A 12,730-nucleotide genomic window follows, 5' to 3' on the forward strand; every position below is an offset into this window, starting at 1 on the left:
ACTGCTCATGCTGCCTCCGCCATCGACACGGCTGCATCCATATCCACGGCCACGATCCGTGAAACGCCCTGCTCCTGCATGGTCACGCCAATGAGTTGATGAGCCATTTCCATGGCGATCTTGTTATGTGAGATGAAAACGAATTGGGTCTTGTCCGACATGCGCGCCACCATATTGGCGTAGCGCTCGGTATTGGCGTCGTCCAGCGGCGCGTCGACCTCGTCCAGCAGGCAGAACGGCGCCGGGTTCAGCTGGAACATCGCGAACACCAGCGCAATCGCGGTCAGCGCCTTCTCGCCGCCCGACAGCAGGTGGATGGTCGAGTTCTTCTTGCCCGGCGGCTGCGCCATCACCTGCACGCCGGCATCGAGGATTTCCTCGCCGGTCATGATCAGGCGCGCCTGGCCGCCGCCGAACAGCGACGGGAACAGCTCGCCGAAATGGTGGTTGACCTGGTCGAAGGTGCCCTGCAGCAGCGCGCGGGTTTCCTGGTCGATCTTGGCGATCGCGTCCTCGAGCGTGCCAATGGCGTCGTTCAGGTCGGCCGACTGCGCGTCGAGGAAGGTCTTGCGCTCGCGCGCCGCGGCCAGTTCGTCGAGCGCGGCCATATTGACGGGGCCCAGTGCATTGATGGCGTTGTTGATGCGCGTGACTTCGCCCTGCAGGTAGGACGGTTTCAGGTCGCCGGTCAGCTTGTCGGCCAGCGCGGCCTCGTCCACCTCGGCGGTGGCCAGCTGCTCGCTGAACTGTTCCTGGTTCAGGCGCGCAGCCTGTTCCTTGAGCTGCAGTTCGGTGATGCGGTCGCGCAGCGGCTGCAGGCTGCGCTCGGCGGCCAGGCGCTGCTCGTCGTGCTGGCGCAGCTGCGCCGACAGCGCATCGAGCTCGGTGCGCGCGATGGTCAGCTTCTCTTCCTTCTCGGCACGGCGTTCGAGCGCTTCCTGCAGGCCGGTATGCGCGGTCTGCTCGTTGATGGTCTCGAGTTCGGCGCGGGCGTTCTCCAGCGATTCGGCGATGCGCTCGGCCTGGTCCGCCGCCACCTGGATATTGCGGCGCAGCTCGTCGATGCGGCTGGCCAGGTTGCGCTCGGCAAACAATGCTTCCTGCGCGGCGCGCTCGAGGTCGCGCAGCTGGTGGCGCGCGCCGGAGAGCTTGCTGTCCAGCGCCTCGAAGGCCATCTGCTGGTCTTCGTGGGTGGCCTGCATCTCGGCCAGCGCGGCGTCGTGCTGCTCGAAGCTGGCTTCGGATTCGGCGCGGATCGCGCGCTGCTCTTCGATCTGCGCGTGGATCTCGTCCAGTTCCTCGCGGATCTGGCCGCTGCGGGCGGCATAGCGCTCCATCGCCTGCGACAGCTTGAGCACGTCCATCTGCAGCGCATGCACGCGGCGGGTGGCCTGCTCGGCGCGGGCACGGGCGTCGCCCAGGGCCTGGCTGGCCTGGGTATAGGCCGCTTCGGCACGCACCGCCTCGGTCTTGGCCTCGTCGGAGAGCAGTACCTGCGCGCGCGCCTGCTTGTGCAGGTTTTCGATTTCCTGCTCGCGCGCGAGCATGCCGGCCTGCTCGGAATCGGCGGCGTAGATCTGGATCGCGTTGCGGCCCACCAGGTGGCCTTCGGCGACCACGAACGAGGCGCCCTCGGGCAGCGCGTTGCGCGCGGCCAGCGCCTGCGCCATGTCGGTGGCGACATAGACGTCGGCCAGCCAGTCCTGCATCACCGCGCGGATGCCGGGCTCGGTGATCTGCACCAGCGCCATCAGCGGGCGCAGGCCGGCGGGCGTTTCCAGCGGACGAGCCGCGGCCGGCGGCGAGTAGAACGCCAGCTTGGCCGGCGGCGCGTCGGACAGGAAGGCCTTGACCCAATCCAGGTTCGACACTTCCAGCGCTGCCAGCTTCTCGCGCAGCACGGATTCGAGCGCGTTTTCCCAGCCCGGCTCGATATGGACCTTCTTCCACAGTCGCGGCAGCTCGGCCAACTCGTGCTTCGCCAGCCAGGGCTGCACCTTGCCGTCGGTCTGCACGTTCTCCTGCAGCTGGCGCAGCGCCGCCAGGCGGGCTTCGAGCGTGGCGATGGCGGCGGCTTCGCTGTGCACGCGCGCCTGCGCGGCGCGGCGCGCCTCGTCCAGGCGCGGCACGTTCTCTTCGGCGTCGGCGAGCATGGCCTGGGCTTCCTCGACCAGCGCCTCCTGCTCGGCCAGCTCGGCGCGGGCCTGCTCCAGCCGGGTTTCGTCGGGGCGGTCCAGGCCCTTGTCTTCGGCCGACAGCCGTTCGCGGCGCTGTTCCAGCTGCTGCAGCATCTGGTCGGCGCTGCGCTGCTGCGCGGCTTCCAGCTTCAGCGCCTGCTCGGCCTGCATGATGCCGGCGCGCTGCTCGTTGAGCAGTTGCTGCGCGTCGCGCCACTGCGCTTCGAGCGTTGGCAGCTCGTCGTTCTTGTGCGCGACGGCCTCCTGCGCCTCGACCGTGCGGCCTTCGGCCACGGCCAGGTTTTCCTCGGCCTGCGCGAGTTCGTCGGTGGCCTGTTCGGCCTTGCCCTGCCACTGCTCGCGCTGCGCGGTCAGCGCCGCGATCTGGGCCTGCACGCGGTTGCGCGACTCGACCACGTAGCGGATCTCGGCCTCGAGCTTGCTGACCTCGGCATTGGCCTCGTACAGCGCGCCCTGCGCGGCGTGCATGCCATCCGATGCCGCATAGTGCGCGGCGCGCATGGTTTCCAGCTCGGCCTCGACATGGCGCAGCTGCGCGGTCTGCGCTTCCAGGTCGATCTGGGCCTGCTCGATGGCGCGCTGGTGGCGTTCCTGCTCCTGCTGGGCCTCGCGCTTGCGCAGCAGCCACAGCAGGTGCTGCTTCTCTTCGCCGTCGGCCTGCAGCGTCTTGAAGCGCTGCGCCACTTCGGCCTGGCCTTCGAGCTTTTCGAGGTTGCTGCCGAGCTCGCGCAGGATGTCCTCGACCCGGGTCAGGTTTTCGCGGGTGTCGGACAGCCGGTTCTCGGTCTCGCGGCGGCGCTCCTTGTACTTGGACACACCCGCCGCCTCTTCCAGGAAGATGCGCATGTCATCGGGCTTGGCCTCGATGATGCGCGAGATCATGCCCTGCCCGATGATGGCGTAGGCGCGCGGGCCCAGGCCCGTGCCCAGGAAGATGTCCTGGATGTCGCGCCGGCGCACCGGCTGGTTGTTGATGTAGTAGGACGAGGTGCCGTCGCGGGTCAGCACGCGCTTGACCGCGACTTCGGCGTACTGGCTCCACTGGCCCGCGGCGCGGCCTTCGGCGTTGTCGAACACCAGTTCGACGCTGGCGCGGCCGGCCTGCTTGCGCGCGGTCGAGCCGTTGAAGATGACGTCCTGCATGGACTCGCCACGCAGCTCGGACGCGCGTGACTCGCCCAGCACCCAGCGCACCGCATCGATGATGTTGGATTTGCCGCAGCCGTTGGGACCGACGATGCCGACCAGCTGGCCCGGCACCTGGAAATTGGTGGGATCGACGAATGACTTGAAGCCCGCCAGTTTGATCGAGGATAGTCGCACGGTTTCTCGTGTGGTATCGGCCACTCCGGCTGGAACGCGGGGCGGCCTGGTATCGGGTATCGGGGCTATTGCACGGTTCGGAAAAGCCGGGCTGCGCGGGAGCCCGGCGCGGCGTGACGCCAGCACCTCAAAACACCCCTCCAGCCCGAGAATTGGGGCTAATCATACCATCGCAGATGCCTTCGCCGGCCCGTTTGGGGTGCTCCCGGGGGCAGTGCGGGCTGGCGGAATTCCTTTGCCTTTCCGACCCTTACATGCGGTTTCGCAAGCACTTTAGGAAGCCGGGCGTGGGTAGCCGGCCAAGCTAGCCGGGTGGCGCGTGCGAAACTAATTAGGGTAAATGCTAGTCTCTGCTCTGTCGGCGTGATGCCGGATGCGCTCCGGCCTCACGCACCATGAACGCCCGCCCCAGCAGCCTTTCGCCGCCTTTGGGCGAACCAGGAGGACAGAGCATGAGTGAACCGTCAGCGGCCGCCCGGCCGTGGTTGGTCAGCGACATCCGATACGAGGCGATCGACGTCGCGCGCGTGCGCGGCGACCGCGACCTGTTCTACCTGCTGGTGTCGGCCTCGTTTATCGAGAGCGGCTCCGACACCTATGCCGGCAACCTGGCCACCTATTACGCCCGCGTGCCCGAAGCCGCCGGCTGGCTGTCCCAGCACTGGGAAGCCGAGGAACTGCAGCATGGCCTGGCGCTGCGGCGCTATGTCGAGCATGTCTGGCCGGAATTCGACTGGGAGCGCGGCTATGCGCGCTTCTTCGACGAGTACAGCCAGACCTGCTCGATCGACCAGTTCGAGCCCACCCAGGCGCTCGAGATGGCGGCACGCTGCGTGGTCGAAACCGGCACGGCAGCCTACTACCGGGCGCTCGAGCGGGCCAGCGACGAACCGGTGCTGCGCGACCTGACGCGGCGCATCTCCAACGACGAGGTGCGGCACTACAAGCACTTCCTTCACTTTTTCAACCGCTTCGCCGAGGCCGAGCGCCTGGGCCGGCTGCGCGTGCTGGGTGCGGTGGCGCGCCGGCTGCTGGAGATCAAGAACGAGGACGCGGCGATCGCGCTGCGCAACGTGCTGCGCATGGAACGCGGGGTCGAGTCGGTGCCCGAGGCGGAGGTACGCGCGCTCAATACGCGCGTGTCAGGCGTGATCCGCCGCAACATCCCGATCGAGATGACCGTCAAGATGCTGCTGCGGCCGCTGCAACTGCACCGCGGCGTGGAGCGCGCGGTGCGCGCGCCGCTGGTGGCGATGGTGTCGCGGGTGATCCTGCACTGAGTCGCGCCGGAGCTAGTGGCAGGCCGCGGCCTCGGCGCCCGCGGCCGGCGCGGGCGCGGCGCGGCTGCGATGCACCAGTCCGGACAAGGCCCCGGCGGCGATGATGCACAGCCCGCCCGCGGCCTCCTTCCAGCTCAGCACCTCGGTCGCCAGCCACCACGACGAAACGGCGGCGATGACGATCTCGAACAGCATCAGCAGCGACACACGATTGGCCGGGAGCCGCTGCAGCCCGTACTGCACCACCGAGTTGCTGACCACCAGTACCGCCGCCAGCCCCAGCACCAGCATCGCCGCGCTGACCTGCGCGCCCGGCACGACCGCCACCGCCGGGCCGTCGAGCAGCAGCGCGGCCGGCACGCCGACCACGGTGCAGCCCAGGTAGACCACCACCGTGCGCACGCGGGCGTCGGTGTCCGGAAAGCGCTGGCCAGCGCGGCGCGACAGCACGTTGTTGACGGCAAAGCCCATGCCGCCGACCAGGCCCGACCATTCCGCGGCGGAGCCCGGCAGCGGCACGCCGACCGCGGGCGTCCACAGCATCAGCCCGGCGCCGAACAGCGCCAGCCCCACCAGCGACAGCCCCGCCGCCGACAGGCGCTCGCCCAGGAACAGCCGCGCGAACAGGGCGGTCCAGACCGGCGTCAGGTAGAACAGCAGCAGCACCCGCATCACGTGCCCGTTGACGCTGCCCCAGACGAAGCCGGCGTTGGTCACGCCCGCCGCCAGGCCGATCGCCAGGAACAGCCAGTGCGGCCGCAGCCCGCCCAGGTGGCGGCGGAACGCCAGCAGCGACAGCACCGCCGCGACCGCGCTGACCAGCGCCGCGGCATGCATGCCGCCCAGGCCCCAGCCGGCCAGCACGCGGTACGGGAACCAGGCGATGCCCCATACCGAGGCGCCGATCAGGATGGAAAGCGATGCCTTGACCGCATGGCGATCGGCCGGCGCCAGCGGCGCCGCAACTGAATTTGTGCTCATAAAGGGAATCGGTGCGAGGCGAGCCGGAGCGCCCGCCATGCGCGGCGGGCAGCGTCCGGACGGCGCCGGCGGCATCACCGTGGCGTGATGCCCGCCATCCGTGGCGGCCCAACCCTTGCCAAAGACCGCCTGGCGGGCCGGGCCGGCGCACGGAAACCCGCGCCGTTCCTCTATAATGCGTCGTTTTAACCGGCCCCGACTGACACTGTGAATCCGCGCCTCGACCTGCTCCAGCCCTACCCGTTCGAGAAACTGCGGGTGCTCTTTGCGCAAGTAAAGGCTGCCGACAAGCCGGCCATCAGCTTCGGCATCGGTGAACCCAAGCATCCGACGCCTGCGTTCATCAAGCAAGCGCTGGCAGAGTCGCTTGCGGGGCTGGCGAATTATCCCACAACGGCCGGTTCCGATGCACTACGGCAGTGCATCGCGGGCTGGCTGGAGCGCCGCTACGGCCTGCCCAAGGTCAACGCCGCCACCGAAGTGCTGCCCGTGACCGGCTCGCGCGAGGCGCTGTTCGCCTTTGCCCAGACCGTGGTCGACGGTACCCGGCCAGGCGCGCTGGTGCTGTGCCCCAACCCGTTCTATCAGATCTACGAAGGCGCGGCGCTGCTGGCCGGCGCCACCCCGGTGTTCGCCAACAGCGACCCGGCGCGCAATTTCGCTCCTGCCTTCGACCGCATTGCCGACGAGGTCTGGCAGCAGGTACAGCTGCTCTTTGTCTGCACCCCCGGCAACCCGACTGGCGCGGTGCTGTCGCTGGAAGACTGGCGGCAGCTGTTCGCGCTATCCGACCGCTACGGCTTCGTGATTGCCTCCGACGAGTGCTATTCCGAGATCTATTTCGACGAGGGCCGCGCGCCGCTGGGCGCGCTCGAGGCGGCGCACAAACTGGGCCGCGCGGATGGCGCCAACCGTTTCGAGCGCCTGGTGGTGTTCTCGAGCCTGTCCAAGCGCTCCAACGTGCCGGGCCTGCGCTCGGGCTTCGTCGCCGGCGACGCCGCGCTGCTGAAGCAGTTCCTGCTGTACCGCACGTACCACGGCGGCGCCATGAACCCGGCGGTGCAGAGCGCCAGCATCGCCGCGTGGAACGACGAGTCGCATGTGCGCGAGAACCGCGCCGCCTACGTGCGCAAGTTCAGCGAAGTTACGCCGATGCTGGCGGAGGTCCTCGACGTGGCGCTGCCCGATGCCGGCTTCTACCTGTGGGCCGACGTCTCGCGCACCGGCCTCTCCGATACCGAATTCGCCGCGCGGCTGCTGGCCGAGCAGAACGTCACGGTGCTGCCCGGCAGCTACCTGGCGCGCGCGGCCGATGGCATCAACCCCGGCGCCAGCCGCGTGCGCATGGCGCTGGTGGCGACGCCGGAGGAATGCGTGGAGGGGGCGCGGCGGATCGTGGAATTCTGCAAATCGCTGGGCTGAGGCCTGATTGTCCCTTTGTGTTCTCCCTCTCCCCTCAAGGGGAGAGGGTCGGGGTGAGGGGTGGTTTAGCAAGGCACCACGCCCGTAGAACCGCCCATCCTCACCCCCTGCCCCTCTCCCGCCAGCGGGAGAGGGGAGCAAACAAGAGGTCGAGGCTGAGACTCGACGACCGAACATCAACATCAACCCTGAGAATCCAACCATGACGCAAGCTCTGCAAGCCCTGATCGACCAGGCCTGGGAAGACCGCACCAGCCTGTCGCCGAAGTCCGCCCCCAACGACATCCGCGAGGCCGTTGCCAACGTCATCGGCCAGCTCGATGCCGGCACGCTGCGCGTGGCCGAGAAGCAAGGCAAGGACTGGATCGTCAACCAGTGGGTCAAGAAGGCCGTGCTGCTGTCGTTCCGCCTGGAAGACAACGCGCCGATGAGCGCCGGCGGCTTTGCCCAGTTCTACGACAAGGTGCCGACCAAGTTCGCCAACTGGAGCGGCGACGACTTCGCCAAGGCGGGCTTCCGCGTGGTGCCGCCCGCCGTGGCCCGCCGCGGTTCGTTCATTGCGAAGAACGCCGTGCTGATGCCGTCGTACGTCAACATCGGCGCCTATGTCGATGAAGGCACCATGGTAGACACCTGGGCCACGGTCGGTTCGTGCGCGCAGATCGGCAAGAACGTGCACCTGTCGGGCGGCGTGGGCATCGGCGGCGTGCTGGAGCCGCTGCAGGCCAACCCGGTGATCATCGAAGACAACTGCTTTATCGGCGCGCGTTCGGAAGTGGTCGAAGGCGTGATCGTCGAGGAAAACTCGGTGATCTCGATGGGCGTGTACCTGGGCCAGTCGACCAAGATCTACGACCGCGAAACCGGCGAGATCCACTATGGCCGCGTGCCGGCCGGCTCGGTGGTGGTGGCGGGCAACCTGCCGTCCAAGGACGGCAAGTACAGCCTGTACTGCGCCGTGATCGTGAAGAAGGTCGACGCGCAGACCCGCGCCAAGACCAGCCTGAACGACCTGCTGCGCGGCGACTGATTGCCGCTCGCGGCCCGCATCGGCCGCGACGCCCCGGGGCCCGGCTCCGGGGCTGATTTACCGTCGTCACCCGCCTGGCCAGGCTGAACATGCCCTCCCTCCGCAAGCGACTCATGGCCCTGGATCCCACCACCGTCAGTACCGTGCTTTCCCTGCTGCCCACCATTCTCGAGCAGGCCAACAAGACCCTCGAGAAACTGAAGAAGAACAAGCGCAAGGACGGCACGCCCGACGCCGCTGTGGCCGACGCGCGCGACCCCGCGGCCCGCATCGCCGAACTCGAAGCCGCGGTGGTGCAGCAGGCCGAGGCGGTCAAGCTGCTGGCCGAGCAGCATGCCATCACCATCGACGCGCTGCGCAAGGAAGCCGCCCGGCTGGACCGGCGCCTGCGCCTGATGACGGCGGTGGCGATGGGTGGCGTGGCGCTGGGCCTCGGCGGCCTGGTGATCGCGCTGAACCTGCTGTTCCGCTGAACCTGCCGGATTCCCGACCGGATTCCGCATCGACTTACCCCGAGACTCGCCATGACCGTCCTGCTCTACGGCATTCCCAACTGCGATACCGTCAAGAAGGCCCGCACCTGGCTGGATGCCAACGGCGTCGCCTACACCTTCCACGACTTCAAGAAGCAGGGCGTGGACGCGGCCATGCTGCGTGGCTGGCTGCGGCACGTGCCGCTGGCCACGCTGCTCAACCGCAAGGGCACCACCTGGCGCGCGCTGTCCGATGCCGACAAGGCCCGCGCCGACGAAGAAGCCGGCGCGATCGCGCTGATGCAGCAAAGCCCGTCGCTGATCAAGCGCCCGGTGCTGGCCCACGATGGCAAGGTGATGGTCGGCTTCTCCGCCGACCAGTACGCCAGCCAGTTCTGATTTCCGATTCCGCCGTCCGATGAACCCCACCCTCGCCCTTACCGAAGACCTGATCCGCCGCCGCTCCGTCACGCCCGCCGACGAAGGCTGCCAGGCCATCCTGGAAACCCGCCTGAAGGCGCTCGGCTTCGACTGCGAAGCGCTGGTCAGCGGGCCCGACGATTTCCGCGTGACCAACCTGTGGGCGGTCAGGCGCGGCACCCAGGGCAAGGACGGCAAGCTGCTGGTGTTCGCCGGCCATACCGACGTGGTGCCGACCGGCCCGCTGGAGCAGTGGCATTCGGACCCGTTCGCGCCGACCCACCGCGACGGCAAGCTGTACGGCCGCGGCGCCGCCGACATGAAGACCTCTATCGCAGGCTTCGTGGTGGCGGTGGAAGAGTTCGTCAAGGCCCATCCCGCGCATGCCGGTTCGATCGGCTTCCTGATCACCAGCGACGAGGAAGGCCCGGCGCATGACGGCACCGTCAAGGTGGTCGAGGAGCTGTCCGCGCGCGGCGAGCGCCTGGACTACTGCGTGATCGGCGAGCCGACCTCGGTCAACGCGCTCGGCGACATGGTCAAGAACGGCCGCCGCGGGTCGCTCTCGGGCAAGCTCACGGTGAAGGGCATCCAGTGCCATATCGCCTACCCGCACCTGGGCCGCAACCCGATCCACGACGCCGCGCCGGCGCTGGCCGAACTGGCCGCCGAAACCTGGGACCAGGGCAACGAATACTTCCCGCCCACCAGCTGGCAGATGTCGAACATCCACGGCGGCACCGGCGCCACCAACGTGATCCCGGGCCACGTCACCATCGACTTCAATTTCCGCTTCTCGACGGCGAGCACGCCCGAGGGCCTGAAGGCGCGCGTGCACGCCATCCTGGAGCGCCACAGCCTCGACTACACGCTCGACTGGACCCTGGGCGGCGAGCCCTTCCTGACGCCGCGCGGCGAGCTGTCCGAGGCGCTGTCGTCGGCGATCCAGGCCGAGACCGGCTTCGACACCGAGCTGTCGACCACCGGCGGCACCTCCGACGGCCGCTTCATCGCGAAGATCTGCCCGCAGGTGATCGAGTTCGGCCCGCCCAACGCCAGCATCCACAAGATCGACGAGCACGTGGAAGTGCGCTTCATCGAGCCGCTGAAGAACGTGTACCGCGGCGTGCTCGAACGCCTGATCGCCTGAATTTTTCGCAAAGACAACCCATCCATGGCAACGCCCTCTCCCCTGCGCACCGTGCGCGACCTGCTGCGCCTGGCCGTGTCGCGCTTTACCGCCGCGCGCCTGTCCTTCGGCCACGGCAGCGCCAACGCCTATGACGAGGCGGCCTACCTGGTGCTGCATACGCTCAACCTGCCGCTCGATACGCTCGATCCCTTCCTCGATGCGCGGCTGCTGCCGGAAGAAGTCGAGGCCGTGCTGAAGGTGATCGACCGCCGCGTCAACGAGCGCGTGCCGGCCGCCTACATCACGCACGAGGCCTACATGCACGGCCTGCGCTTCTATGTCGATTCACGCGTGATCGTGCCGCGCAGCTTTATCGGCGAACTGCTGCAGGAAGGGCTGGAACCCTGGGTCGGCGAGAGCGACAGCATCGGCCCGGTGCTGGAGCTGTGCACCGGCTCCGGCTGCCTGCCGATCGTGGCCGCGCATGTGTGGCCGAACGCGAAGATCGATGCGGTCGACATTTCGCCCGACGCGCTCGCCGTGGCGCACCGCAATGTGGCCGACTACAAGATGGAAGACCGCATCCGGCTGTACCAGGGCGACCTGTACGCGCCGCTGCCGCACGGCGCCACCTACGACGTGATCCTGACCAACCCTCCCTACGTCAACGAAACCTCGATGCAGGCGCTGCCGCCCGAATACCTGGCCGAGCCGCGCATCGCGCTCGCCGGCGGCGACGATGGCATGGACGTGGTGCGGCGGATCATCGCCGGGGCCAAGGCGCGACTGAATCCGGGCGGCGTGCTGGTGGTGGAGATCGGCAACGAGCATGCCAATGTGGAAGCGGCCTTCCCGGAACTGGACATCGTCTGGCTGCCGGTCAGCGCGGGGGACGAGCAGGTGTTCCTGCTGACGTACGACGCGCTGCCGGGCTGATGCGCTGACTCCCGCGCCGGTTTGCTCCCCTCGCCCGCTTGCGGGAGAGGGGCCGGGGGAGAGGGGCGGCGCTTGCGAATAGCGAAGGCCTTCGCTCCGTGGAGGCTCCCGCCCTCTCCCCGACCCTCTCCCGCAAGCGGGAGAGGGAGCACCCAATCGCAATCTGGGCGAACACCGGCCAACCGTTGACGCGGCAACGCGCGCAGGCCCTACACTCGCAGCAGAGACAGCGCCACTGACGCCTTGACCCCCAGCAATATCCCCCCTTCCGGATCGCCTCCCGGCGCCGCCGCCGTGCCCGCGCGCAGCCCGGCCACGTATGCCGTGCGCGGCATCGCCATCCTGACCTTTGCGTTCGCGCTCAGCCAGTTCTTCCGCTCGTGCCTGGCGGTGATGGCGCCGGAGCTGCAGCACGATTTCGGCTTGTCGCCGGCGGGCTTCGGCGCGCTGTCGTCGTCGTTCTTCCTGGCCTTCGCCGTGGCGCAGATCCCGGTGGGCATCGCCTTCGACCGCTATGGCGTGGGCCGTCCGACCGCGCTGCTGCTGGCGGTGGGCGCGCTGTCGTCGATCCTGTTCGTGCTGGCGCCCAACGGCGCCGCGGCCACGCTGGCGCAGGTAGGGCTGGGGCTGGCGTGCGCGCCGGTGTTCATGGGGCTGCTGCATTTCGCCTCGGAGCAGCTGTCCGAACGCGACTACACCCGCGTGGTCAGCCGCTCCAACGCCACTGGCATGATCGGCTCGCTGTGCGCGACCGCGCCGCTGGGCTGGGCCATCTCGCTGGTGGGCTGGCGGCCGTCGATGGCGGTGTCGGCACTGGGCATGGTGGCGGCCTGCTATGGCGTGTGGCGCTGCGTGCGCGACCAGGGCCATGCCGAGGCCCGCAGCGCGTCGTGGCCGGCGATGCTGTCGGAAAGCCTGCAGCTGCTGAAGCTGGCGCCGCTGTGGACGCTGATCCCGCTGTGCGTGGCAATGGCCGCCGGCACCGCCTTCCGCAATGCCTGGAGCGGGCCCTACCTGGCCGACGTATTCAGCCTGGGCTCGGCGCCGCGCGGCGTGGCGCTGACGCTGCTGAGCCTGGCCGGCTTCCTGACCGCCTTCGTGCTGCCGGTGCTGGTGCGGCGCAGCACGCTCAAGGCGACCATCACCGGCTGGTCGTGCCTGGCCATGGCCGGGGGTGTGCTGCTGTCGCTGTGGCCGGACCGCGGCATCGGCCATGGGGTGGCGATGATGGCGCTGCTGTCGACCATCGGCATGCTGCATCCGCTGGTGATGGCGCAGGGCCGCGGGCTGATCCCGCCATCGCAGCGCGGGCGCGGGCTGGGGCTGCTCAATACCTTCGTGTTCCTGGGTTCGGCACTGACCTCATGGGCCTTCGGCCTGATCGCCAATGCCGGCCATGTGCGCGGCTGGCCGCTGCCGTCCACCTATGCGGCCATCTTCCTGTCGGCGGCGGTGCTGATCGCCGCCGCGCTGGTGCCCTACTGGTTCAGCCCGCCGCATCCGACCAGCCATTAGCCGGAACCGGGGGCCGGCCT

Annotated in this window: 10 protein-coding genes; 8 read left to right on the top strand and 2 right to left on the bottom strand. The window is 68.6% G+C overall.

Annotated elements, in window-relative coordinates:
- Positions 1-5 precede the first annotated feature (5 nt).
- A complete protein-coding gene (gene smc, locus MKD38_RS11400) occupies positions 6-3,521 on the bottom strand; it encodes a chromosome segregation protein SMC (protein ID WP_252676869.1) in 3,516 nt (1,171 codons plus the stop codon).
- Between the two features lie 452 nt (positions 3,522-3,973).
- On the opposite strand from smc, the gene MKD38_RS11405 reads away from it, so the two are divergent.
- Positions 3,974-4,801, top strand: a complete 828-nt coding sequence (locus MKD38_RS11405; protein ID WP_252676870.1) for a ferritin-like domain-containing protein — start codon at positions 3,974-3,976, stop codon at positions 4,799-4,801.
- A gap of 12 nt (positions 4,802-4,813) precedes the next feature.
- Here the strand turns inward: MKD38_RS11405 and MKD38_RS11410 are convergent, their stop codons facing one another.
- Complete coding sequence (locus tag MKD38_RS11410; protein WP_252676871.1) at positions 4,814-5,782, bottom strand: DMT family transporter; 969 nt, start codon at positions 5,780-5,782, stop codon at positions 4,814-4,816.
- Between the two features lie 207 nt (positions 5,783-5,989).
- Between MKD38_RS11410 and dapC the strand changes: the two genes are divergently transcribed.
- The 7 genes from dapC (at position 5,990) to MKD38_RS11445 (ending at position 12,710) form a co-directional block, all read left to right on the top strand.
- A complete protein-coding gene (gene dapC, locus MKD38_RS11415; RefSeq protein ID WP_252676873.1) occupies positions 5,990-7,204 on the top strand; it encodes a succinyldiaminopimelate transaminase in 1,215 nt (404 codons plus the stop codon).
- Positions 7,205-7,406: 202 nt separating this feature from the next.
- Positions 7,407-8,234: a 2,3,4,5-tetrahydropyridine-2,6-dicarboxylate N-succinyltransferase gene (dapD, locus tag MKD38_RS11420; protein WP_012352965.1), complete on the top strand. Its 828-nt coding sequence runs from the start codon at positions 7,407-7,409 to the stop codon at positions 8,232-8,234.
- 89 nt (positions 8,235-8,323) lie between these two features.
- On the top strand, positions 8,324-8,707 hold the full coding sequence (locus MKD38_RS11425; RefSeq protein ID WP_252676875.1) for a hypothetical protein: 384 nt from the start codon (positions 8,324-8,326) through the stop codon (positions 8,705-8,707).
- A 51-nt stretch (positions 8,708-8,758) separates the two neighbouring features.
- A complete protein-coding gene (locus MKD38_RS11430; protein WP_115709737.1) occupies positions 8,759-9,106 on the top strand; it encodes an ArsC family reductase in 348 nt (115 codons plus the stop codon).
- A 19-nt stretch (positions 9,107-9,125) separates the two neighbouring features.
- Positions 9,126-10,277: a succinyl-diaminopimelate desuccinylase gene (gene dapE, locus MKD38_RS11435; protein WP_252676877.1), complete on the top strand. Its 1,152-nt coding sequence runs from the start codon at positions 9,126-9,128 to the stop codon at positions 10,275-10,277.
- A 24-nt stretch (positions 10,278-10,301) separates the two neighbouring features.
- Positions 10,302-11,195, top strand: coding sequence for a 50S ribosomal protein L3 N(5)-glutamine methyltransferase (gene prmB / locus MKD38_RS11440; RefSeq protein ID WP_252676879.1), 894 nt, complete (start codon positions 10,302-10,304; stop codon positions 11,193-11,195).
- Between the two features lie 294 nt (positions 11,196-11,489).
- On the top strand, positions 11,490-12,710 hold the full coding sequence (locus MKD38_RS11445; RefSeq protein WP_252676881.1) for an MFS transporter: 1,221 nt from the start codon (positions 11,490-11,492) through the stop codon (positions 12,708-12,710).
- Positions 12,711-12,730: the final 20 nt, after the last annotated feature.

Source organism: Cupriavidus sp. WGlv3 (assembly GCF_023952475.1).
In the GTDB taxonomy this organism is placed as follows: Bacteria; Pseudomonadota; Gammaproteobacteria; order Burkholderiales; family Burkholderiaceae; genus Cupriavidus; species Cupriavidus phytorum.

What these genes read in the sequence shown, in the direction of transcription:
- MKD38_RS11410 (WP_252676871.1), bottom strand. Translation starts at nt 5,782, where the DNA reads ATGAGCACAAATTCAGTTGCGGCGCCGCTGGCGCCGGCCGATCGCCAT.
- dapE (WP_252676877.1), top strand. Translation starts at nt 9,126, where the DNA reads ATGAACCCCACCCTCGCCCTTACCGAAGACCTGATCCGCCGCCGCTCC.
- prmB (WP_252676879.1), top strand. Translation starts at nt 10,302, where the DNA reads ATGGCAACGCCCTCTCCCCTGCGCACCGTGCGCGACCTGCTGCGCCTG.
- MKD38_RS11430 (WP_115709737.1), top strand. Translation starts at nt 8,759, where the DNA reads ATGACCGTCCTGCTCTACGGCATTCCCAACTGCGATACCGTCAAGAAG.
- MKD38_RS11425 (WP_252676875.1), top strand. Translation starts at nt 8,324, where the DNA reads ATGCCCTCCCTCCGCAAGCGACTCATGGCCCTGGATCCCACCACCGTC.
- dapD (WP_012352965.1), top strand. Translation starts at nt 7,407, where the DNA reads ATGACGCAAGCTCTGCAAGCCCTGATCGACCAGGCCTGGGAAGACCGC.
- MKD38_RS11405 (WP_252676870.1), top strand. Translation starts at nt 3,974, where the DNA reads ATGAGTGAACCGTCAGCGGCCGCCCGGCCGTGGTTGGTCAGCGACATC.